A 21616-nucleotide genomic window follows, 5' to 3' on the forward strand; every position below is an offset into this window, starting at 1 on the left:
TCTTTTTTATGGATCATGACGAGCGTAACATACCATTGGACACAGCTACGTTTATACGTATACGTAAATGGTATTTATTGGCGTTGGCCGCTATTGCGCTTACCGTTATAATTGCTCAGGTTCTTATACAACTACATCTCAAAGCACAATCTGGAGACTCACAACTTATAAATATTGCCGGTAGACAGCGTGCCTTTAGTCAAAAACTAACTAAAGAGACTTTGCTTCTCAAAGAAATGACAAATGCTAAGGACAAAGAATTGGTGCTGTCGGAAATTGTGAAAACACTAGAGATTTGGAAAGAATCTCATAAAGGGCTTCATTTGAGCGATGCTTCTTTTAACCTACCTTATGAAGATGATCCCAAAGTACAATCTTTATTTAAAGAACTAGACCCGCACCACTCGGCAATGGTCGATGCCATAGAACATGTGCTATTGACCCATCAACAAGATATCAATGCACCCGTAGACCAAGCAGACCTTGATGCCCTGCTAAACAATGAGCGTCAATTTTTGAACATCATGGATCAAATCGTAAACGAATATGATGCGCGTAGTAACGAACAGCTTCAGAAATTAAAACGAAAGGAATACTGGTTACTTGCTTTTTCATTATTGATTCTTCTACTAGAGATCTTTGTAATTTTCAGACCATTGTCCATCCAAATCAAAAATACTATTGGTCATCTAATTGGTAAAGACGCAGAGTCTAAAAATCAATTGGAGAAAATACAAAGCCTATACGATGAAAAAGAACGCTCACTTAAGGAATTACAAGAGCTTAACTTCGTAATTGATAATGCCGCACTATTTGCAAGCATACGCAAAGACGGAAGCATTGTTTTTATCAGTAAAAAATTTCTTGATCTCTTGGGCCATACCTCTACTCCCGTAAACAAGCCAATTTCAGAAATTTTAACCATAGAAGAAGGTCAACAATCGTATTTAAAAGAGGTTCTAAAAATCAACAGAAAAAATATCATTAGAAATGAAGAACTACAGGTAGTAACCACCAATGGTTCAACCCTTTGGTTAGACATGTCTATTGTACCTATGCATCAATCTTCCTTAGAGCAAGATATTTTAATTCTATGTTCAGATATTACCGAGCGCAAAGAAAATCAGCTTAAAGTACAAGAGCTGACTAAGCAGAATTTTGAGGAACGCATGCAGCAGAAAAAATTGCAGGCAAGCCAAATTGTGGAGGGGCAAGAAGAAGAACGTAAGCGTATAGCAAAAGATATTCACGATGGCATTGGGCAAATGCTGACCGCCCTTAAATTTAATATTGAATCAATAGATATTGAGGACAAGGAAAAAACGAGGGAGAAAATCGCCTACTTAAAGTCATTAACGTCAGACTTGATCAAAGGGGTGAGAACGGCTACTTTTAACCTTACCCCACCCGAACTTGGTGATCACGGAATTTTTCCAGCACTACAAAAAATGACCGCCGAGCTATCTAAACTTACCGGAAAATCTGTCTTGTTCAAAAATAAGACCGATGCAAATATTAGATTTGATTCCTTAGCAGAAACCAATATTTATCGTGTAACCCAAGAAGCCGTGAACAATGCTATTAAATACGCTGAATCCAATTATATTTTGGTTACCTTAAATTACTCGTACCCTATTTTAAGTGTGGTCATTGATGATGATGGAAAAGGTTTTGACGATACCTTATTGGCTCAATTACCAAAAAATAACAGTGAGGGTGGTATGGGGCTGTTTTTTATGAAAGAACGTATAGATTATATTAACGGACGCCTTTTTATAAATTCGGAAATTGGCAGAGGTACACGGGTTACCATCAATTATAAAACAGAAGAAAACAATATTTTACATGGAACGGAATGAGCTTTATCCCATATTTTTAAAAGTATCTAACCTTCATATTTTAATTGTTGGCGGAGGCAATGTAGCTCTTGAGAAACTGACTTTTTTATTGAAGTCAAGCCCCAATGCCCAAGTGGAGATGGTTGCACCTATGTTTAGGGAAGAAACCGTAGAACTTGCTAATAAATTCAATATAAAAATGAATGTTGCCGAATATGATGCCTCTTTTCTAAAAGGGAAACATATAGCCATTGCAACAACAGATAACGTGCCCGTAAACGAGCAGGTGTACCATGATTGTAGAGAAAGACAAATTTTGGTAAATGTAGCCGACAACCCACCATACTGCGATTTTTATATGGGAGGCATTGTTACCAAAGGAAATGTAAAGGTGGCGATCTCTACAAACGGAAAGTCGCCAACTACCGCCAAAAGGTTACGCCAGTTTTTTGAGGATGTAATTCCAGAAAATATTGACGACCTCGTTAAAAACCTCAACGAATTCAGAAAAACCATTAAGGGCGATTTTGAGGAAAAAGTAGACACCTTAAATGAATTCACCAAAGGTCTGGTAAATAAAAAAGAGAAGTAAAAACTACTTCTCTAAACTTACATGATCTAGATCGTGGCTACAGCTATAATGTGCATTATCTGCAGCGTAGACAGATGCATCTGCAGATTCCCGTGCCTCTTTCATTAGGCGTTGAGCTATTCGCATATAGTACTGCAAATTTCCTAGGTTTCGTGCTTTTGCAGCACTTTTGACATTTTCAAAAGCTTCAGCAGAAAAGTCACGTGTATCTATGGCATGTTTTTCCGCATCGATGGTATAACTAATCGCTTCTGGCAAACCACAACTTTCTGAATCGTATTGTGCCTCAGAAGCTAAAATAACGGCTTCGTCAGCAGCATTTACCGCCTGCCCCATTAATAGCATTACCGTTTTTGTATTTGTTCTTGCTTTGGTAAAAGAGGCATCAAAAGCGGCTATTTCTGCAGAGGTACTCAAAGAATCTGAGAGCTGACTCACTTGTTGCATATAACTCTGTACATCGCTAATTTCACTTTTAAATACTTCACATTGGGCTTGTACATAGGTAGAGGTAATACATAATACAGCCACCTTTATGCAGGTTGTAATCTTGTTCATTCTTGGGGGAATTTTAATTGGTTATGATACTAACTTCTTTATTTTCAAAATCGTATTATTATTAGGCCAACTGCATAAAATAAAGAAATTTCCTACTAATTTTTAATGCTGAGGATAAAACTTATCTAAACACAGAAAAAGAAAAGCACGGTTTTCTATACCTTTAAAAACTTAAACATTTTCATACAACATGACCTCGGCATCCATCAAAGAAATACTGAACGAATTCAACCTCAACGGAAATTCAACTCAGTGTACTCCTTTAAACAGCGGACTAATAAATGATACTTATTTGGTTCAAGAGGATGACGGTCGGCAGTATATTCTCCAAAAAATAAATACAAATGTTTTTGAGAATGCCCCTATTTTAATGGATAATATTCAATTTGCACTGCCTATTCTTAGTGCAGATGATTATGAGCAAATAACTTTTTTAAGCACCAGAACCGGTAAAAACCATCTCATTCATAACAATGAGTTCTGGCGGATGATGACCTACATACCCAATAGCACCACATACAACACTACAACTAAGCCAGCAACCGCTTTTGAGGCAGGACGCATAATTGGAAAATTTCATCAACTCTTACAGGATATTGACACAGCTATTTTTAAGGACACCTTACCACAGTTTCATCAACTATCTCATAGAAAGCAAGAGTTTCAACAAGCCTTGCAAACTGCAGATACAGAAAAACTTACCACTGCCCAAGCTGCCATAACAAAAGCGCAGCATTTTATAACAGAGCTACAACACTTAAATACTGGTGGCTTACCCATTAGAGTTTGTCACAACGATACAAAGCTTAATAACATTCTCTTCTCAAAAAATTCTGAAAAAGCATTATGCCTTATTGATCTAGATACTATTATGAAAGGATTTTTCTTTTATGATTTTGGCGATGCCATTAGAACAGTTGTCAATACTGCTGCCGAAGATGAACAAAACCACAACCTCATTACATTCAACACAACCTTGTTCACTTCTTTCGTGGACGGATTAGCTTATAACGGACCAATATTAACTTCCGCAGAAAAAGAAAGCCTTCCGCTTGGTGCTGTGTTTATGCCTTTTATTCATGGGCTTCGTGCATTAACAGACTACCTGAATAATAACAGATATTATAAAGTCACTTATAAAAATCAGAATTTAGATCGTTGTTTTAGCCTCTTTAATTTTGCAGAAAAAGCTTTAGACCATAAAGAGTTTATGGAAACTTATATTCAAGGTAAACTAGTTTAAGTTTGGCTTTTATCTTTTTGTTTTCTTCGTTTATCCCACCAAACATAAAGAACAAAAGACAACAAACTTGCCAGTGAACCCCATAACAATCCCATTTTTAAGTCGTCTATACTTTTACCAAAAACGGCAATGAAAATTGTTAAAGGTAATATGCCAATTAGTGTAGCTCCCATAAACCTCCAATACCCCATATGCAGCACTCCGCCCACAAAACTTATGGCATCATTCGACAAAAATGGGTTTAGCCTGGTAACAATTACGGCCCAAAACCCATAGTCATCTAAAAATGATGCTACTTTCTTTTCAGATTTCTTCCCAATAATTTTTTTTACAAATGCATCACCAAAATAACTACCTACAAAATAACCTACCGAAGAAGCTGCAAATACCGATGCAATGATAATAACACTGCCCCAAATAGGACCATAAGCCAGCACAGAAACCACCATCAATAAAACACTGGGAACAACCAATAAGAATAACTGAGCCACCATCGCCAATACCAACACAAAAGGTCCTAGCCAACCAAAACCAGAGACCCAATTTTTAACACGCTCTTCATCATCACTCAGTACCACTGACCAAGCTTCGTCTAAAAAGCTCTGTACGCTGGGCACTACAAAGTAAGACACTACTAAAGCTGCCAAAATACCTATGGAAATATATAAGGGCAGCTTGCTTTTAGAAGTTTTGGTTTCTTTGTTCGGCATATTTTAAAGTAACAACTTTAATTTGGTTATGGTGCCTACACCGTCTTTTTTACCTTCACTAGAGATATACAGCTCACCATCTGGACTAAAAGTTATGCCTTCTGGTTGTGGAAAAACTTTTTTGTTTAAACTATAGCCCTTTTTGGCTACTCCGTTTTTATCTAGAATCAGTAGTTTAGGTTTAGCACCTTCTAACATATAAATTTCCTTTGTTTTAGGATGAATGGCAATATCTGATGGTCTAAAATTATTATACACTTTCTTTTCCCTAAAGTGCTTTAATACCTGATCATTCATATTTAATTGCATAACAGGTTTATACGCCAATTTATATTCATCTAAAGAGAAAGCATACACACCTTTCATGTTATCTGAGTTAATATCGCGGTCTTTAGGTATTACCAATAATTGATTTTCAGGAAGATCTAACCATAGACTTTCCATATTATTTTTTTCATTAAAATTAGTCTCATATGACGTTACCTTTCTATCTTCTTCCTCGAAATTTTCAATTATAGTAATAGTACCATCGCTTTCTAGTACATAGGCATTATCCTCTTCAGTTGCCAGACCTTCATAATCACCGGCACCACCAAATTTTATCTCCTCTATTACTTTTTTCTTCTCCAAATCATAGATAAAGATAATACCGTCTTCATCTTGTATTGCGGCTATTTGATTTTCATCCATCCAAGAAATACCGGAAACTTCGCGAAGTTCTGCAGGTAGCTCCCATCTTCCTGAAATTTCATATGCCACCTTATCGGCACTATCGTACGGTACCCAATCCCTAAAGTTCATAAAAAGGAAAGCCATACCAAAAACAATGACCGCAATGGTCCAAAACTTTACTTTTGCCATGTTTAATGCTTTATTTGAAGTTGTCATAATTCCTTTATTTAAAACTATTTATATAAAGGTAACTGTCAAATCTGTAAAGTAATAGGAACGGGTATACCCAAACCGGTATTTTATAAAAACCTTAACCCTTAGTGTTAAAAGCCGACAACTCATTTAACAAATTTCGAACCTTTGCACTATTCCAATTTGCCGCACCGGTTTCTTTAATAATAATCTTACCTTTTGTATCGATTATATAATTTGTGGGTATACTGTTTCCCTGTAACATTTCCGGTGCTTGCATTTGCGGAAAATAGATAGGCAATTTATACCCCTTTCGACTTATAAAGCCCTTTACTTTCTCAGGTGCTTCTTGAGTCAATAATATAAAATTGGCCTTATCACCATAATCTTGATACAAATCTTGAATACCTGGAAGTTCTGCAATACAAGGCGGGCACCAAGTTGCCCAATAACTAATGAAAGTAACTTTGCCTTTACCTACCGATATGCTTTGAGTTTTACCTTGCAAATCAACAACGGCATACTGAAACGGTGGCACTTGATCTTGGTCTTCGGTATCTTCAACACTGGGCGACCACACCGCTACTTTAAGTTTATTGACCGCAACCTGAATTGGTGTTCTTGTCTGGGGAATCAACAATAATAAAATAAACACCCCAAAAAGGATATCACTGAATTTAATCTTGCGTTTCTTCATATGAGGTGTAAGTCGAAAAACTTAGTGATTGTTAACAATTGTACTTAATTGCCTTTTTATAACAACTTAAACTATATTGGCGTTAAGTTTGTGCAAATTCTTAAAAGGTTATCCTTTCTTGCTTTCCTTAAGATACCCGTTAAACACCACACCAAATAGGGCAACCCAAATCAAACGGAAAATCCAGATATTCATGTCTACACCAAAAAATTGACCTGTTTCACTGGTGCTAACAAAGCTATAGGCTATTTCAATAATTGCTATAACCATACCAATAATAAACATTGCTTTTCTCATATTACTTTATTTATTGGCACCGCCAAAGGGTATAATACCCCGAGGCTTGCCTCTAATTTAATAGTTTGTTTCCTTTGAATGCCTCATGGGCTTGCTCTGAGGTGTTTTACAATCTGGAATCCAATTCCTTTTTAAAGGCATTCATGTTCTTTACATTCAACGGAATAATTGCCGACAATGCCAATGGAACTGCCAACAGCGGAGTAAACCCATCTTGCAAGGACATGTAAATAAAGAACAACAAACAGCCTGTTAGTACAATCGCCAAAAGCCATACCATAGTTTTGACTGCTGTATGCTTTTTAACCAGTTCTTGGGTGCTTAATTCAGCTAAGGCTTCTTTGGTCATTTCATTTTTGTTTTGAGCAAGACTATAGTAAAGTACCTCTGCTATTCTTCTACATTGTCACTAGACTTGTTGTATTTAGTGAACGCTATTTTTTTATCTTCCAATATTTTATAAAACCTACGGTGACTTATTTTAAGGTCTTTGGTTATTTGTGCCACCTTTTTTGTTTTCTTTTTATAATGTTTAATCTCTGCCGTTACGGCTTTATTGAAGTAATATTTGTGTAAGGCATCTACCACTTCTAGTTCGGTCTTGTTGCTATTGATCGCAAACAGGTCTATTTCAGATTTAATTTGTTGTAAGCCTTTCATAATTTTCATTAATTTTCTGGCACAGGCGCAGAGAACCTCGCTTTTAAATTCTCGTACTTGTCTAAATCTTCTAAAGAGTGGTTACCGTAATCATTGACAATATCAAATTTTACGTTATTGTTTGCCAAGAAAGTAGCTACTCTTTCTAGCTCTTCGGGGGTACCTTTAATTTCAATTTTTGCCATTGTTTACAAATGCATTTATTATAGTGTTTGTCTAAATTTAGCAATATTCTTTGGAATTTGGGTATAGAAATAACTTACCTAGTTATATACCCATTAAAGTTAATTGATAATTTATAAAACCAAGTGTTTCTTTATCAATTCAATACAACGGCAGCATATGTTGCTATGGGATTTTTGCTGGAATGAGGTAATTAAATTTACTAATGCCTTAAAACTCATACTTCTTCTCCACCGCATATCGCAATAGTTCGCCCGCACCACTTAGCCCTAGTTTACGGATCATGTTCTTGCGGTGGGTATCTACGGTGCTTTTGCCAATAAAGAGTTCATCGGCAATTTGATGACTGGTATGGCCATTGCCTATTAATTGCAAAATTTCTCGTTCGCGGGCAGAGAGTATACTTTTAGTGCTATTATTTTCTCCATCGGGAATATGAATTTTTTTATCGTAGTATGTTTTGTTATCGTAGACGGTACGTATAGCTTCTAAAACCACATCTAAGCTGCTATTTTTTAAAATGTAACCATGGGCACCAGCAGCTAGCATTTGCTGTACGGCGTCATCTTGATCGAACATGGTAAAAGCAACTATTTTAGTATTTGGAAATTCCTTTAAAATACATTTGGTGGCTTCTATACCATCCAATTTGGGCATTCGAATATCACATAATACCACTTTGGGCTGTTTTAACCGTACCAACCTCAAGAGTTCTTCACCATTATTTGCTTGACCGATTATTTCAATATCATCTTCATATTTTAAATAGGAGATGATACCATCAATAAGAGCTTGGTGATCTTCGGCTATAGCTATGGTTATCATACAGGAATATCTATTATAATAGAGGTTCCTTTACCAAGTACGCTATCTATGGTAAAGTTACCCTCTAAATGTTCTATTCGTTTTTCAATATTGGTAAGTCCCATTCCGGTTTTGCTTTTATCTAGATTAGAACGATCAAAGCCCTTGCCATTATCTTCTATGATAATATTCAGGTTATCATCATATTGCGAAATCTGAATATTCAGTTTGGTCGCTTCGGCATGTTTTATAGCATTTGCCACCAATTCTTGTATGGTTCTAAAAAGACTGAGCTCTAGGGAGTTTTCCATACGCTCGCCCATACCAAAATCTTCTACACTTACCTCTAATGCATTGGTTTCTGAAATGACCTGTGCCATTTTCTTAACTGCGGGCAACAAGCCTTGGCTACTCATTACCCCAGAGTTTTTGCTATGTGCTATTCCCCTAACTTTTTGGTAGGCTTCTTCCAATAAAGTTTGCGCTTGTTTTAAAGCTGGATCTTTATCTTTTCCCTTTACATTGCCGAAATGCAATTTTATAGTTGCCATAAGGCTACCCAAGTCATCGTGTAATTCATTAGCTACGCGCTGGCGTTCTTTCTCTTGCCCCTCTATCATGGCGTCTATACTCACCAATTCTTGTTGCTTTAATAGATTGTCTACACGTTCTTGTTTCAGTAACGTTTCTTGCTCTGCCAGTTTGCGTTTTTTGGTCGTATTCTTTTGAACTAGAATGGCAATGCCTGCACCAAAAACTAGAGCAAGTGTTGCAACTATGAGCCAATTTCTATTTGTTTGTGCCCTTTGCTTTTCTTCTAGTATTTGTTTTTCTTTTTCCGCGGTTTGGTATTTAATATTTAAAGCTGAAATTTCATTTGCGTTTCTTTCATAATCGATAAATGTTTTTAAACTATCGGCTTTTCTAAACTTTCTATAACCCAATTCATAATCACCTAACATGGCATAAGCACTTGAATAGTAATAATTCAAATAATAATTACTTCTGACGGAATCCATTTGATTTTTATAGATTGAAGCGCTATCAATATACCGAAGTGCTAACCTAGGTTTAATCAACTTCTTTTTAATTTCTGCAATTCTAATAAATGAACGAAACTTTATATACCGTAAGAATTTTTCATTCTTAATAAGATTTATAGCATTAAAATAATTTTCCTCGGCCTTAGCATATTGTTTTTTCGTCTCTTGATAAACAGCTTTTGATGAATGGTAATTTGGCCAAAATTTATGCGAAGCTGAAAAATTAGTCATTAGACTATCGAATTTCAAAAAAAAATTATCATCAACCTTGATGTCTAAAAAAATGTCTCTCAAACTAAAATGTAAAAGGTTCATTTTATAATGATACTCATCTGCATTGTCCTTTTTAATATTTTTCAACCGTTCCAAATAAAGGAGCATTTCCTCATTGGTTTGTAGAAGCTCAAAACTATACACCTCTAATATTGATATTAAAGCAAATTTTTCTAGTTCTTGAAAGTTATTCTCTTTAGCAAACACATATACGTCATTAAAAACTTTAAATGATTGGGTGTCATAAGGTCTAGTATATAAGCTATTATAACCAAAAGCCAATTTATTTAAACAAAGCGCAAGAGGATTTTGTATATTATTATTTAAGTTAAGCTCTATATGATAAAGTTCCACTTCGGATAATACATTGGCCAATAAAATAGCCTCTCGTTCAAGTTCAAAATCAAAATTTTGAGCTAATATTTTTGAGTCGTGATAATTAAAATTTTTTATTTGAATTAAAAATTCAGATAACCCTGCATACTCGGATTTCATATTTGTTTGAGCTGTTAAACCAATACTTAGAAGGAAAATTAAAAACCCAAGTTTTTTCATTATAAAACTTTTATACGTCTCCTTGGACATTTAGACCCTCCAACTCCATAACTAGGACTTATAAATTCATCTAAAATTTCTTTAGGTAAATCATCTGACCAAACCAAAGGAATAGGAGTTCTTTTAGGAAAAGGTAAGTTACCATTATCGTCCGCAATGCCTTCTCTGTAATAAAATTCATTATCAAACAATCCATTTAGCAAAGCACTACCGTCTGAATGCATTTTCTTCACTCTTCTATCGACTAAAATTTCAGCTTGATTTTGTGGTATTTTAAGATTGTTACATTCTAAGTTAAATGTTGTAGAACTTTTTAGTGCCTGAACTTCAATTTTCAATACAAATTTAGAGGAATCCCTCGTCTTAAAAATCTCAGCATCAGTAATTCCCAAATCACATACACCCTTGTAATTTATAATCTTCAATTTCATTTTACTAAGAATATAATGATCATTTTCGCTTACTTTATCACAGGAAAAAATGCCAAAAATGCCAAAAAAAGTATCATATAATTGACTTGAATAAATTTCTTGCCATTCTGAATTATCTTTTAAATCAATATAGCCTGCAAATGTTTCCATAATATGTATTTTTTGGTTTGGTTAAATATGAAATTAAAAACAAGGGGATAAAATCCCCATAACTGGGTATTTATTCCTGTAAAGGTGAGTTCATTACCAAAAGAGCATCAACAAAAAAAGCCCATTAATAAAGAGCAACACTAATAGATTCTGGGGGAACTTTAGTATACTAATATTAAGGGCAGCCTCAATTTAACATTTAATTAGGAAATACAAAAATCAGATATAAATTCCATGGTATTTCATTACCAGAAATGATATAAAACAAAAAAAAACAGCCGATTAGGCTGCTTTTTAGTGTTTACAATTTATATTTTTATTCACCTAAGTACGTAAACGTAGTTACGTAAGTTTCATTCTCATCTGAATACTCAGATACTGTAGAAACCGTTGCAGTTGTAGGGTAATCACCATCATACGTATAAGACATATTGATGGTGTACTCAATTTCACCTTCCTCATTTTTATATAGTACTTGTGACGGATTGTTGTTCGGGAACAATGCTTTCGCCCTTACAATTTCTTCTGCTTGTGGTGCTGGCGCAAAATTTAATCTAATTTGATCCATAACATCGATCAAGCCTGCTGCTTCTGCAGTTTTATAAAAAGGATTTGGCTTATCATCATAAGAGATTTCTGCAGTGTAATACACAACTTCTTCTTCACCCGTCATGTAATCATAGTCATATTCAATAAACTTGATTACAGATGGGTTTCCATTATCATCATATTCCTCAACCTGACCTGTTTCAAAGGCATCGTAAGGTGAATCATATAACTCTTCAACATTTCCGTTATCAACGTTACCGGAAACATTGCTTAAATCCCCATCTTCATAAATGAAATTAGTTGTTTCGGTGCCATCAAAAATAGAGTTTAACTGTTGCTCGCTATTATATGAAAATATAATGCTGGTATTGTCATCAGAATTTTCTGCAGACCCCACATTTATAGAGCTGATCAGCTTTGTTTCCACATTACCATTTACTTCTTCAAACTCGTCTGAGGTAGAATCATCACAGCTAAAATTTAAGATTGCAATTGATGAAAATAGTAAAATTTGATTAATTGATTTCATGCTTAATTTTTGGTTTTAATTTATTTGTTAGGTCTATACTTAACCATTAGCTTTTAAAAATATTGCAATGTATTTATTACGGAAATCCGTAATAATTTAACGAGGCAACTACCACGGTGTTTGTAGGAATAATTTGATTCGAAAAAAAAAATTAAATAAAAAATGCCCACCGAAATTCGATGGGCATTTTTGGTACTTAACCTTTCTGTTATTGAAAGATTATATCACTTTATCCTATGTTAATTCATATACTTAATACTATTCTGCGGCTCCTTCAAAAATAGTGTTGAAGATAAGTTTATATGTTCCTCTTGGTTGTGCTCTAAATTGAGGTCTAAATGCAAACAATACAACTGAACCTTCACCGTATTTCGCTTTGACCATGGCCGGTTTTTTAGCAATGTACTTTTTCTCTCCCATTGCCCATCCACTCATTAAAAGGTCTTTCTCTGCATAAGTGGCTATAACCTCAATCTCTGGTACCGGGGCATCTTTGATATCTTCCGTACCGCCTTCGCCTTTTTTACTTTGTTTGTCTATTACAAAAGCACGACTCTTATTAAATGATACCGCCACCGTATCTTGCATACCAAATGCCAACGGATGTGTGGTATCTATGCCCGCTTTTATCAATGAACCCGGTATAAAGAATTCTTTGCTATTGGTGCCTTCTGTAGCATCTTTTAAAGGCAAACCAAATTGCTCAATCACATAGTTACTGGCAGCATCAAATGCAATTAACGTTCCGCCATTTTTTACATAGTTACTTAAGGCCAATGATCCCTCTAGACCAATACCCCCTGTAAACTTCTCTGGCATTTTTAAAGTTGAATTACCATGTAAAATTGATTTTGCGCGTTGCGACGGTATGATCAATACATCATACTGAGACAGGTCTTTTGTTTGTATGTCGGTATCATGAAGCGTATCTGTCTCAAATGCATATTCATCCATTATAAAACGTGTCCAACCTTCATCCATATTAGAAACCCAAGATTTGTACAAGCCTACTTTTGGAGCGTGAACCTTTGTCATTTCTACTTTTGGTTCTGCGGATAACCCAGTAACCTCTAAACCATATTCAGCAGCTAAATCTTCTATAGATGCATTACCGCCAGATACAATATATGAACCCGCCGGATAGGTGGTTTTACCAGATTTAAACGATGCCTTGGTCTTGTACGCCGTACCGCCCGCTTTCAATATTTTATTGGTTGCAGCGACCGATGCATTACTATTGGCATTCAACAAATACCCAAAAGAAGCATTCCCTTTTACGTCTCCTTCATAATACGGTGCAGCGTCTATCACTTTTTCTGTAGTTACCTTGAACGGTTCTGCAATTTTATCTACCGCAATACCCATTTGCATTGGTAATGTCCACCCAGCTAAATCATACGGAGTGTCTGGAGGACCGCCTGGATATTGAAAACGTGTTGGGTAGTTTTGCTTTTCCATTAGATCCATTAAATACGGTCTAAAGGCTTGAGCCGTATAAATGATATACGCTCCTTTTTCATACTTCTTGCCGTTGATCTCAAAGTTTTTGGTTGCCTTCTCAATTTCAATTCCGCCCTTAAGAAGCACATTTACTAAGTTTACGGACTCAAAAGCATCCCATTGTTCTTTACTTATTACGTATGCGAACGGACCTTCTTTTTTTGACTTTTCAATTGCCGAAGCTCCCATTTTGTAAATGTTATATAGGTAGTTGCTCTTACGATCGGCAGCCAAATCTAAAGTTGCCCAAGTAGCGGTCAACATATAATCTACTGCATCGCGAAAGTGAGATTCGCCACCCTTCCATGGATCTGGGTACATAATATCAGTACCATCGGTAGGTGTGCCACCAGCTACAGTTTTCGGTAATTTCTCTGGATCGTAATATCTTGGAGTTGGCGAGGTGTGTCCGGTTTCCGTTAAAATACCGATCATATTGTGGTAATAAGGCACGGTACGCCCACCACCGTTCCAGAACATGGTATAGAAATTATCGGCAATGGCACCTGGCATATTTTCCAATGAAAATCTTTTGGTCATTGCAGAACCTACTTCACTTACTCCGGCAGTAATTGCTGGGTGTATTCTAGGGTTCACAGGGTCCGCATATGGTGGCAAAGATATTTTTGTCCAAGATGGAGAAGATTGGTGGTGGTTATACACAATCTGCGGATACCACTCGTTGTACAAAATTTTGGTTACATTATACGTCTCTGGCATGGTATTCATGAACCAATCACGGTTATTATCGTGCCCCATGTAGTAGTGATATAAAATAGGCGGGCGAGATGTCTCATAAGGAGTACCCAAGTTCTTCTTGTACCAGTCTACAACAATATCCAATCCATCAGGATTCATAACCGGCATTAAAATTGTGATTACGTTTTCTCTTATTTTCTTTATTTCAGAAGTTTCAGAAGTAGCTAAAGTATAGGCAAACTCCGAAGTCATTTGACCGTGAGCCAACTCCGTAGAGTGCATACCACCATCAACCCAAACAATTGCTTTACCTTCTTCAGATAATTTTTTGGCTTCGTCATCAGATACCTGAACACGTGCAAGTTTTGTACTAATGTCTTTCCACTTGTCTAAATCTTTAAGATTCTCTTCACTAGAGATAAAAAGGATGTACATTTTTCTACCTAGTACACTTGTACCAATTTCAACCTTTTTAACACGGTTAGAAGCTGCGTCTAGTTGACCAAGGTAGTCTTCAATTTGGCTATAGTCTGCCAACTTATAGTCGGCACCCACTTTAAAGCCAAAAACATCTTCGGGAGAAGGAACGGTTTGTGCCACCGAAACGGATATGCACAAAATGGTAAGTACAAGGGACAGTAATGCCGCCTTGCACCAAGAATTTTTTGTAGTCATTTTTTGAATTAGTTTGTTTGAACTAGGAAATTAAGAAATAGTATAGAGCTAGGTAAATGTATCTAACAAAGATTATGTTAAAAGAAATGTTAATTTCTTAGTTGATAATCTAAAGGTGGTGTTATTAAGGAAATGGTTTATCAAAGATCAAATCTACTACTATTTGTGAAGATGTATCTTGATCTAATAATGGTTGAACTCCGCAGAATGCACTTGGCTGACATGACATATATAAAAAAACTCCATTAAATCAAATGATCTAATGGAGTTTTGAATGTGGTCTCACCTACCTTAAGTTGACCACCTGTCCCGATAGCTATCGGGAGAGTCAGGTGCTCTTTGTTTCATTAAATATCTTGTCTTGTAATTCGGCATACTTAGTTAAATTTTGAATATAAACACTACTCTTCATTGATTTAATTTTTCGTTCCAAACGTATAGCATGCGCATAATTATCGCAGTCAAACTTTAAGAACAAAACCCAATCATTTGTAATCGAAGTGAAGCTCTTAGCCCCATATGTACCAGCATTATGGTTTTCAATACGTTGTTCTAAATCTTCATGACATGCACCGATATAGAATTTATTGAGTATAGCACTGTGGAGAATGTACGTGTGTGACATACCTAAAAATAAAAAAACTCCATTAAATCAAATGATTTAATGGAGTTTTATGTGTGGTCCCACCTGGACTCGAACCAGGGACCACCTGATTATGAGTCAGGTGCTCTAACCAGCTGAGCTATAGGACCGGTTATAAATTCAATATTTCAATTCTTAATCTTTTCACCACCTGTCCCGATAGCTATCGGGAGAGTCAGGTGCTCTAACCAGCTAATTAAAAACCGGTTAAAATTTTATAATACGCATTCTAATTTGAAATCAGTAAGACTGGTGCTCAAACCAGTTGTATTATAAAACCCGCAAATTGCGGATGCAATATTACTACTTATTTTTAACTGACACAAACAATTCTACCGCTACTTACCAATTTCTTGACATAACTCTACCAACACCCCATTCGCAGTCTTAGGGTGAACAAATGCTACGAGTTTGTTATCTGCTCCTTTTTTAGGTTTTTCATTTAATAACGTGAAACCTTCTTTTTTTAAACGTTCCATTTCCCCTACGATATCTTCTACCTCAAAAGCTACATGGTGTATGCCTTCCCCTTTTTTTTCTAAGAATTTGGCGATAGGTCCGTCTGGTTCTGTGGCCGCTAACAATTCTATTTTGTTTGGTCCGTTTTTAAAGAAAGAGGTTAGTACACCTTCCGATGCCACTTCCTCTTGTTTATAGGGTGCTACACCCAATAATTTCTCAAAAAGTGCATTGGAATCTACCATGTTCTTTACCGCAATACCTAAATGTTCGATCTTTTTCATGCCTTATTTGCTTCAGAGTACATCATATAAGGGTTAAGATACATTTTAATATGTATTTTTGCAGTATGGAAACGCAAAGACAACGTAAGATCGCGGGAGTTATTCAAAAAGACATTGTAGATATTCTACAAAAGGCTGCTATTGATGGTGGTCTACGTAATACACTTATTTCCGTTTCTAAGGTTTCGGTCACTACAGATTTATCTATCGCAAAAATATACTTGAGCATTTTCCCTAATGAGAAATCGGGAGAGTTGATGGAAGGTATAAAATCTAACCAACCGCTAATAAAACACGAGCTTTCTCAACGCACACGTAATCAATTACGCAGAGTACCGGAGTTGTTGTTCTATTTAGATGATTCTTTAGATTATATAGAGAATATAGAAAAGTCATTGAAGCGCGAAGAAAACCCAATAGAGAACAGAGATTTGTTACCTAAACGCAAAAAGAGCTGATCGGTTGAATTTTCCACTCTATATCGCTAAAAGGTATGTGCGTTCTAAAAGTACCCAGAACGCGGTCAATATTATTAATTTCATTACCTTTTTAGTTATAGTTATTGGCTCTGCGGCACTATTTATTGTGTTATCGGCTTTCGCCGGATTAAAAACTTTTAGCCTTTCGTTTACCGAGTCTTTTGACCCACAGTTAAAGGCAATGCCCGTAGCGGGAAAAACTTTTACATTATCTCCAGAACAGGAAGAACGTTTGCAATCGGTTGACGGACTCGCATTTTACTCCAAGGAAATCGAGGAAAAGGTATCTCTAGAACATCGAGGGAAAAATCATATTGCATACATAAAAGGGGTCGATAGTAATTACACCAAAGTGACGGGTGTTGACAGTACGCTCTATATTGGTAATTGGACCATTAATGAATCTCAAGTGGTATCCGGTTTGGGTATTGCCAATATCTTAGGGGTTACCATAAATCAATTTCGTAGTCCCATGCAGATTTATGCTTTTAAACCTGGTAAAGGCTCTATTTCACAGCAAAGTATCTCATCGCTCTATAATCAATTACCCATGGTGATTGGTGGTGTATATGCCGTTGAGGCCGATTTGGATAATAAATATGTTTTTGCCGATCTACGATTGACTCAGGCTTTATTGGAAAAAGATTCGCTTTCCATTTCGGGTATCAATTTTAAAATGGACGATGGCGTTGAACCTAGTGCGGTTCGCTCAGAAATTCAATCTATTTTAGGTTCGGATGTTCAATTAAAAAATAGGCAGCAGTTAAACAGTACCCTCTATAAAATGCTGAATACCGAAAATGTGGCTACCTACCTCATCTTTACCTTGGTACTGATTATTGCTCTTTTTAATGTTGTTGGTGCTATAATTATGATGATTTTGGACAAGCAACAGAACTCAAAAACACTATATAGCCTTGGAACTACAATTAAAGAACTACGACGAATTTACTTTGTACAGGGAATTCTAGTTACCGGTTTTGGCGGACTAATAGGTGTATTGCTTGGCGTGCTTATCGTTTGGTCTCAACTTGCTTTTAGTTGGTTGAAAATTACTCCGTCGCTGGCTTATCCGGTTAAGTTTGAATTCATCAACATTGGTATTGTACTGGCAACCATTTTAGTATTGGGCGTAATTGCTTCTAAAATTGCAAGTAGCCGTATTAATAAAAAGTTGGTGGATCTTTAAGTGTTGGTAAACTGATGGTCTCCAAATTTCTCTAAAACCTCATTAAAGGCTGCAAATACAGAAGTCGAATCATCACTAGTGACCATTTTCATTCTATATTCCTTAAAATTAGGAATACCCTTAAAATAGTTGGTGTAATGTCTTCTAGTTTCAAAGACTCCCAAAGTTTCACCTTTCCAATCGATGGACATCTGTAAATGACGTCGGGCAGCTTCAACACGTTCTGCCATAGTAGGTGGCGCTAAGTGTGTTCCTGTTTCAAAATAGTGTTTTATTTCCCTAAATATCCAAGGATAACCAATACTTGCACGACCTATCATGGCGCCATCCAAACCGTATTCATCACGCATTTTTACTGCTGCTTCCGGTGAATCTACATCACCATTACCAAATACGGGAATGTGCATTCTAGGATTGTTCTTTACATCTCTTATAGGGTTCCAATCTGCGCTTCCCTTATACATTTGTGCCCGTGTTCTACCATGAATGGCAATTGCCGCGCAACCTACGTCTTGTAATCGTTCTGCAACCTCAACAATTTTAATAGAGCTATCATCCCAACCCAGTCTAGTTTTTACCGTAATGGGCAGGTTACTATGCTCTACCATAGCCTTGGTCAAAGAGACCATAAGGTCAATATCCTTTAAAATACCGGCTCCTGCTCCTCTTGACACTACTTTCTTTACCGGGCAACCAAAATTGATGTCAATAATATCTGGTTTAGACTTTTCAACAATCTCTACAGACTGCAGCATACTGTCTAAATTGGCACCAAATATCTGAATACCTACAGGGCGTTCCTTCTCATAAATATCCAACTTCATGACACTTTTTGCCGCATCACGAATCAATCCTTCCGAAGAAATAAATTCTGTATATACCACATCTGCTCCTTGCTCTTTACAAAGGGCACGAAACGGCGGGTCGCTCACATCTTCCATAGGTGCTAAAAGCAACGGAAAATCAGGTAGTTGTATGTCTCCTATCTTGGGCACTGCATTCTAATTTTGGGTTGCAAAGTTATATAAAAATACGGGAAGGTCATTACCATGACTATTGGATAAATAATATAGTATTAAAGGCTATTAAGGTAGGTTGAAATACTTGTTTTAGTATCAAAAGAAAAAAGCCGGTAAGGTTTTTATGATTTTAGCAGGGGTCTACCTATTAATTAGTTTAGGCGTTTGTGGGTCTATGATATCTTAACAGAACTATAGCCGTTTGTTTTCATCTGTATGCTTGCTTTTAGAATTATCGCGAATTTTAGTATTTCCGAATTTATATCTAAAGCCCAAAACAAATAATCGATTTTCGGGTCTTGTACTTGTGGAATTATTTTGGTCAAGGTAATTTCTTGTAGAATAGGTGTTACCGGTATTAAAAATATCTTCTACTCCTACTGAAACACTAGCATCTTTATTCCAAAAAGTCTTTCTAAAATTTATACCTAATTTACTATATGATCTAAAACTAGCATTACCTTTCACGTATGGAGAAATATAGGTGAACGCCATGTCTGCATACAACGATTCATCTTTTAACAATGTAAAATAGTTATTCGCTCTTATATATGTTGTCCAAATAGAATTCTCTATGACAGCATCTGATTCTAAATCAACAAAACTATTCTGATTATAATAATGACTTGCTAAAAAATAAAAATACCAATATGAAGTAAGGTATTTAGAAACACTTACATCTGCACCAAAATTATAATTGGTTTCTAAATTTACATATTGTGCCTTAAGTGTATTGGTCGTATTATCTTGAATAAATTGTTGTACCTGTTCGTCAGATTTTATACTGGTAAATAGTGCAAACTTATAGTCTTTGTCAAATACATAATCAACTTCTACGTACGATCGATAAGCTGGTTTTAAATTAGGGTTTCCTTCGAAAATAGAATTTGCCGATAAATAATATTGGAACGGGTTGATACTGCTATATCTTGCCCGGGTTATTCGCCGGTAATATTTTAGCATAAAAGCATTTTTGTCTTTCGTATAAGACATTGACAGGTTTGGAAACAAATCAAAATAAGAATTACTGTTCGATAAGGATAATACATCTAAATCTCCCTTAGTATCTGTATATTCTCCTCGAAGACCGGCATTTAATTTCCATTTATCCCAATTGTTGCTGAAACTGATATACCCAGCATAAATTTGCTCATCATAATTAAAAATTCCAGACCCTGTTGGGTTAATACTATCTACGTTATCATCAAAACCAGTCTGTAATATACTTGCCTCTGAGTTTATGTTCGCAAATCTAAGACCTGTCTCAAATGTAGATTGTTCAGATAATGGAAGGGTTAAATCTGTTTGAGCACTAAAAAGGTTTATAATTTGGTCAGATTTTAAGTTCAACGTATTTTCAGATGTATTTTCGGTAAAACCTTCTACAATGTCATTATTTAATTCTTGATTGTCTTTAGAATCATAGTAGGTAAAGTGGGCATTTGTAGAAATTTCTGCTCCATCGTCGTTCAACTTATGAACCCAATCTAAATAATTAGATGAATTGAAGGTATCGTCATTTAATATATTTAGACCTTTTAAACGTGCCGTTAGTACTTCATTATTGTTTTCTATGTCAGTAGTAGAGGTATATTCAGTGATACGATCAGGCGAAAAGCTTGAAGTAGAAGATAGGCTTATGATATTCTTATCATTCAATTGTATATCTAAAAATAAGTTTAGATTGTGACTCTTTTCTTTGGTTATAGATTTTTGTTCTGCTGTCCATAACTCATTCTCCTGTCCGTTTTCAAAAAATGTAGTAACGTCAGTATACCGAGTCCAATTTCTATTATGGCTAAAACTATAATTTGTAGTAAAATCTATCATTTTACCTTTAAAAAAATGATCCGTTCCAACCGTATGTTTTGGTAATACCCCTTGTGTGTATTTGTTGAACACTGCACCATTATACCCGGCTACTAGATTTTTTTTCATTTTAATATCTATAAGCAAACCACCCTCTGCGCTATATTTAGCAGGCGGACTCGTTATTACCTCTATAGATTGCACATTACTTGCCGAACTACCGCTAAGTAAATTAATTACATCTTCTTCTGGCAAATTTACCAACTTACCATTGATCATAATATTGACTTTAGAGCTGCCATTTACATACAAACGATTGTTCATGACCATAACACCTGGCGTGCGTTTTAGTACGTCCCATATATCACTATCGGAAATTGAAGTATTTTCAATATTGAAGATATGGCGATCTGCCAGTTGCTCTAGTTTAGGTTTGTGCTGCGTTACCACCACCTCGTCTAACTCTTGAGAACTTGTAAGAACCAAAGGTGCTATTTCAATAGTATCGGTTATTGTAAACAAGTCGCTTTCAACCGTATTCGCAATATAACTAGCAACTATACGGTAACTGCCAGAAGAAACAGACTTAATTTCATATCCTCCCTGATCATTGGTAACGGTTCCTTTTATAAATTCACCGTCTTCACCCATCAAAATTACATTGGCAAGAACAACAGGTGCATTGTTCTCGTCTATAACCAAACCATTAATAGAAAAATCTTGAGCAATCGCTAGATAAAACGTAAGAAAAAATATAGACGATAAATATATATTCCGGGTCATTTAATATGCAGAATTCTAATTAAATGTAGGAAAGTAATATTGAAATATCTTACAGAAAGTATAAAAAATATCTACTACAACTATAAGAACCTGCTAAATAA

At 35.8% G+C, this 21616-nt stretch carries 22 protein-coding genes and 1 tRNA gene; 5 read left to right on the forward strand and 18 right to left on the reverse strand.

Annotated features, from left to right (window positions below; translation table 11 throughout):
* Positions 1-8 precede the first annotated feature (8 nt).
* Positions 9-1859: a sensor histidine kinase gene (locus tag EXIGUO8A_RS06975; protein WP_159302537.1), complete on the forward strand. Its 1851-nt coding sequence runs from the start codon at positions 9-11 to the stop codon at positions 1857-1859.
* A complete protein-coding gene (locus tag EXIGUO8A_RS06980) occupies positions 1846-2430 on the forward strand; it encodes a precorrin-2 dehydrogenase/sirohydrochlorin ferrochelatase family protein (RefSeq protein ID WP_159302538.1) in 585 nt (194 codons plus the stop codon). The genes EXIGUO8A_RS06975 and EXIGUO8A_RS06980 overlap by 14 nt, the downstream gene beginning before the upstream one ends.
* Before the next feature lie 3 nt (positions 2431-2433).
* On the opposite strand, the gene EXIGUO8A_RS06985 is transcribed toward EXIGUO8A_RS06980, so the two are convergent.
* Complete coding sequence (locus EXIGUO8A_RS06985) at positions 2434-2988, reverse strand: hypothetical protein (protein WP_159302539.1); 555 nt, start codon at positions 2986-2988, stop codon at positions 2434-2436.
* A gap of 190 nt (positions 2989-3178) precedes the next feature.
* Between EXIGUO8A_RS06985 and EXIGUO8A_RS06990 the strand changes: the two genes are divergently transcribed.
* Positions 3179-4231 carry a phosphotransferase enzyme family protein gene (locus EXIGUO8A_RS06990; protein WP_159302540.1) on the forward strand — a complete coding sequence of 351 codons (1053 nt, stop codon included), beginning with the start codon at positions 3179-3181 and terminating at the stop codon, positions 4229-4231.
* Here the strand turns inward: EXIGUO8A_RS06990 and EXIGUO8A_RS06995 are convergent.
* The 15 genes from EXIGUO8A_RS06995 to mce all read right to left on the reverse strand — a co-directional run bounded on the left by EXIGUO8A_RS06995 (position 4228) and on the right by mce (position 16236).
* Entirely contained in the window at positions 4228-4941 is a 714-nt protein-coding gene (locus tag EXIGUO8A_RS06995; protein WP_159302541.1) for a TVP38/TMEM64 family protein, read from the reverse strand. The genes EXIGUO8A_RS06990 and EXIGUO8A_RS06995 overlap by 4 nt on opposite strands.
* Positions 4942-4944: 3 nt before the next feature.
* Complete coding sequence (locus tag EXIGUO8A_RS07000; RefSeq protein WP_159302542.1) at positions 4945-5829, reverse strand: SdiA-regulated domain-containing protein; 885 nt, start codon at positions 5827-5829, stop codon at positions 4945-4947.
* A 94-nt stretch (positions 5830-5923) separates the two neighbouring features.
* Positions 5924-6502, reverse strand: coding sequence for a TlpA family protein disulfide reductase (locus EXIGUO8A_RS07005; RefSeq protein WP_159302543.1), 579 nt, complete (start codon positions 6500-6502; stop codon positions 5924-5926).
* Between the two features lie 108 nt (positions 6503-6610).
* Positions 6611-6799 carry a hypothetical protein gene (locus tag EXIGUO8A_RS07010; RefSeq protein ID WP_159302544.1) on the reverse strand — a complete coding sequence of 63 codons (189 nt, stop codon included), beginning with the start codon at positions 6797-6799 and terminating at the stop codon, positions 6611-6613.
* 106 nt (positions 6800-6905) lie between these two features.
* A complete protein-coding gene (locus EXIGUO8A_RS07015; RefSeq protein ID WP_159302545.1) occupies positions 6906-7148 on the reverse strand; it encodes a hypothetical protein in 243 nt (80 codons plus the stop codon).
* Between the two features lie 41 nt (positions 7149-7189).
* Positions 7190-7459: a hypothetical protein gene (locus tag EXIGUO8A_RS07020; protein WP_159302546.1), complete on the reverse strand. Its 270-nt coding sequence runs from the start codon at positions 7457-7459 to the stop codon at positions 7190-7192.
* An 8-nt stretch (positions 7460-7467) separates the two neighbouring features.
* Positions 7468-7644 (reverse strand): hypothetical protein, encoded by a 177-nt coding sequence (locus tag EXIGUO8A_RS07025; protein ID WP_159302547.1) that lies wholly within the window; start codon positions 7642-7644, stop codon positions 7468-7470.
* A 208-nt stretch (positions 7645-7852) separates the two neighbouring features.
* On the reverse strand, positions 7853-8467 hold the full coding sequence (locus tag EXIGUO8A_RS07030) for a response regulator transcription factor (protein WP_159302548.1): 615 nt from the start codon (positions 8465-8467) through the stop codon (positions 7853-7855).
* The gene (locus EXIGUO8A_RS07035) at positions 8464-10257 is read right to left on the reverse strand and encodes a sensor histidine kinase (RefSeq protein WP_159302549.1); all 1794 of its coding nucleotides are present in this window, start codon (positions 10255-10257) and stop codon (positions 8464-8466) included. The genes EXIGUO8A_RS07030 and EXIGUO8A_RS07035 overlap by 4 nt, the downstream gene beginning before the upstream one ends.
* Positions 10258-10316: 59 nt before the next feature.
* Positions 10317-10898 (reverse strand): hypothetical protein, encoded by a 582-nt coding sequence (locus tag EXIGUO8A_RS07040; protein WP_159302550.1) that lies wholly within the window; start codon positions 10896-10898, stop codon positions 10317-10319.
* Positions 10899-11214: 316 nt separating this feature from the next.
* Positions 11215-11976, reverse strand: a complete 762-nt coding sequence (locus EXIGUO8A_RS07045; RefSeq protein ID WP_159302551.1) for a hypothetical protein — start codon at positions 11974-11976, stop codon at positions 11215-11217.
* A gap of 258 nt (positions 11977-12234) precedes the next feature.
* Entirely contained in the window at positions 12235-14850 is a 2616-nt protein-coding gene (locus EXIGUO8A_RS07050; RefSeq protein WP_159302552.1) for a M14 family metallopeptidase, read from the reverse strand.
* Between the two features lie 328 nt (positions 14851-15178).
* On the reverse strand, positions 15179-15475 hold the full coding sequence (locus tag EXIGUO8A_RS07055) for a GIY-YIG nuclease family protein (RefSeq protein ID WP_159302553.1): 297 nt from the start codon (positions 15473-15475) through the stop codon (positions 15179-15181).
* Positions 15476-15529: 54 nt separating this feature from the next.
* Positions 15530-15603, reverse strand: a tRNA-Ile gene (locus tag EXIGUO8A_RS07060).
* 228 nt (positions 15604-15831) lie between these two features.
* On the reverse strand, positions 15832-16236 hold the full coding sequence (mce, locus tag EXIGUO8A_RS07065; RefSeq protein ID WP_159302554.1) for a methylmalonyl-CoA epimerase: 405 nt from the start codon (positions 16234-16236) through the stop codon (positions 15832-15834).
* A 65-nt stretch (positions 16237-16301) separates the two neighbouring features.
* Here mce and rbfA point away from each other — a divergent pair, with 65 nt between their 5' ends.
* Together rbfA and EXIGUO8A_RS07075 are read left to right on the forward strand one after the other, a co-directional pair.
* Positions 16302-16694, forward strand: coding sequence for a 30S ribosome-binding factor RbfA (gene rbfA, locus EXIGUO8A_RS07070; protein WP_036150772.1), 393 nt, complete (start codon positions 16302-16304; stop codon positions 16692-16694).
* 4 nt (positions 16695-16698) lie between these two features.
* Positions 16699-17904 carry an ABC transporter permease gene (locus tag EXIGUO8A_RS07075; RefSeq protein ID WP_159302555.1) on the forward strand — a complete coding sequence of 402 codons (1206 nt, stop codon included), beginning with the start codon at positions 16699-16701 and terminating at the stop codon, positions 17902-17904.
* Here the strand turns inward: EXIGUO8A_RS07075 and dusB are convergent.
* Positions 17901-18899 carry a tRNA dihydrouridine synthase DusB gene (gene dusB / locus EXIGUO8A_RS07080; RefSeq protein WP_159302556.1) on the reverse strand — a complete coding sequence of 333 codons (999 nt, stop codon included), beginning with the start codon at positions 18897-18899 and terminating at the stop codon, positions 17901-17903. The genes EXIGUO8A_RS07075 and dusB overlap by 4 nt on opposite strands.
* 216 nt (positions 18900-19115) lie before the next feature.
* Complete coding sequence (locus EXIGUO8A_RS07085; protein WP_159302557.1) at positions 19116-21515, reverse strand: TonB-dependent receptor; 2400 nt, start codon at positions 21513-21515, stop codon at positions 19116-19118.
* Positions 21516-21616: the final 101 nt, after the last annotated feature.

The sequence above is a fragment of the Maribacter litoralis genome (genome assembly GCF_902506355.1).
In the GTDB taxonomy this organism is placed as follows: domain Bacteria; phylum Bacteroidota; class Bacteroidia; order Flavobacteriales; family Flavobacteriaceae; genus Maribacter; species Maribacter litoralis.

Excerpts from the sequence above, each read along its gene's own strand:
- EXIGUO8A_RS06975 (WP_159302537.1), top strand. The coding sequence starts at position 9 with ATGGATCATGACGAGCGTAACATACCATTGGACACAGCTACGTTTATA.
- EXIGUO8A_RS06980 (WP_159302538.1), top strand. The coding sequence starts at position 1,846 with ATGGAACGGAATGAGCTTTATCCCATATTTTTAAAAGTATCTAACCTT.
- EXIGUO8A_RS06985 (WP_159302539.1), bottom strand. The coding sequence starts at position 2,988 with ATGAACAAGATTACAACCTGCATAAAGGTGGCTGTATTATGTATTACC.
- EXIGUO8A_RS06990 (WP_159302540.1), top strand. The coding sequence starts at position 3,179 with ATGACCTCGGCATCCATCAAAGAAATACTGAACGAATTCAACCTCAAC.
- EXIGUO8A_RS06995 (WP_159302541.1), bottom strand. The coding sequence starts at position 4,941 with ATGCCGAACAAAGAAACCAAAACTTCTAAAAGCAAGCTGCCCTTATAT.
- EXIGUO8A_RS07000 (WP_159302542.1), bottom strand. The coding sequence starts at position 5,829 with ATGACAACTTCAAATAAAGCATTAAACATGGCAAAAGTAAAGTTTTGG.
- EXIGUO8A_RS07005 (WP_159302543.1), bottom strand. The coding sequence starts at position 6,502 with ATGAAGAAACGCAAGATTAAATTCAGTGATATCCTTTTTGGGGTGTTT.
- EXIGUO8A_RS07010 (WP_159302544.1), bottom strand. The coding sequence starts at position 6,799 with ATGAGAAAAGCAATGTTTATTATTGGTATGGTTATAGCAATTATTGAA.
- EXIGUO8A_RS07015 (WP_159302545.1), bottom strand. The coding sequence starts at position 7,148 with ATGACCAAAGAAGCCTTAGCTGAATTAAGCACCCAAGAACTGGTTAAA.
- EXIGUO8A_RS07020 (WP_159302546.1), bottom strand. The coding sequence starts at position 7,459 with ATGAAAGGCTTACAACAAATTAAATCTGAAATAGACCTGTTTGCGATC.
- EXIGUO8A_RS07025 (WP_159302547.1), bottom strand. The coding sequence starts at position 7,644 with ATGGCAAAAATTGAAATTAAAGGTACCCCCGAAGAGCTAGAAAGAGTA.
- EXIGUO8A_RS07030 (WP_159302548.1), bottom strand. The coding sequence starts at position 8,467 with ATGATAACCATAGCTATAGCCGAAGATCACCAAGCTCTTATTGATGGT.
- EXIGUO8A_RS07035 (WP_159302549.1), bottom strand. The coding sequence starts at position 10,257 with ATGAAATCCGAGTATGCAGGGTTATCTGAATTTTTAATTCAAATAAAA.
- EXIGUO8A_RS07040 (WP_159302550.1), bottom strand. The coding sequence starts at position 10,898 with ATGGAAACATTTGCAGGCTATATTGATTTAAAAGATAATTCAGAATGG.
- EXIGUO8A_RS07045 (WP_159302551.1), bottom strand. The coding sequence starts at position 11,976 with ATGAAATCAATTAATCAAATTTTACTATTTTCATCAATTGCAATCTTA.
- EXIGUO8A_RS07050 (WP_159302552.1), bottom strand. The coding sequence starts at position 14,850 with ATGACTACAAAAAATTCTTGGTGCAAGGCGGCATTACTGTCCCTTGTA.
- EXIGUO8A_RS07055 (WP_159302553.1), bottom strand. The coding sequence starts at position 15,475 with ATGTCACACACGTACATTCTCCACAGTGCTATACTCAATAAATTCTAT.
- mce (WP_159302554.1), bottom strand. The coding sequence starts at position 16,236 with ATGAAAAAGATCGAACATTTAGGTATTGCGGTAAAGAACATGGTAGAT.
- rbfA (WP_036150772.1), top strand. The coding sequence starts at position 16,302 with ATGGAAACGCAAAGACAACGTAAGATCGCGGGAGTTATTCAAAAAGAC.
- EXIGUO8A_RS07085 (WP_159302557.1), bottom strand. The coding sequence starts at position 21,515 with ATGACCCGGAATATATATTTATCGTCTATATTTTTTCTTACGTTTTAT.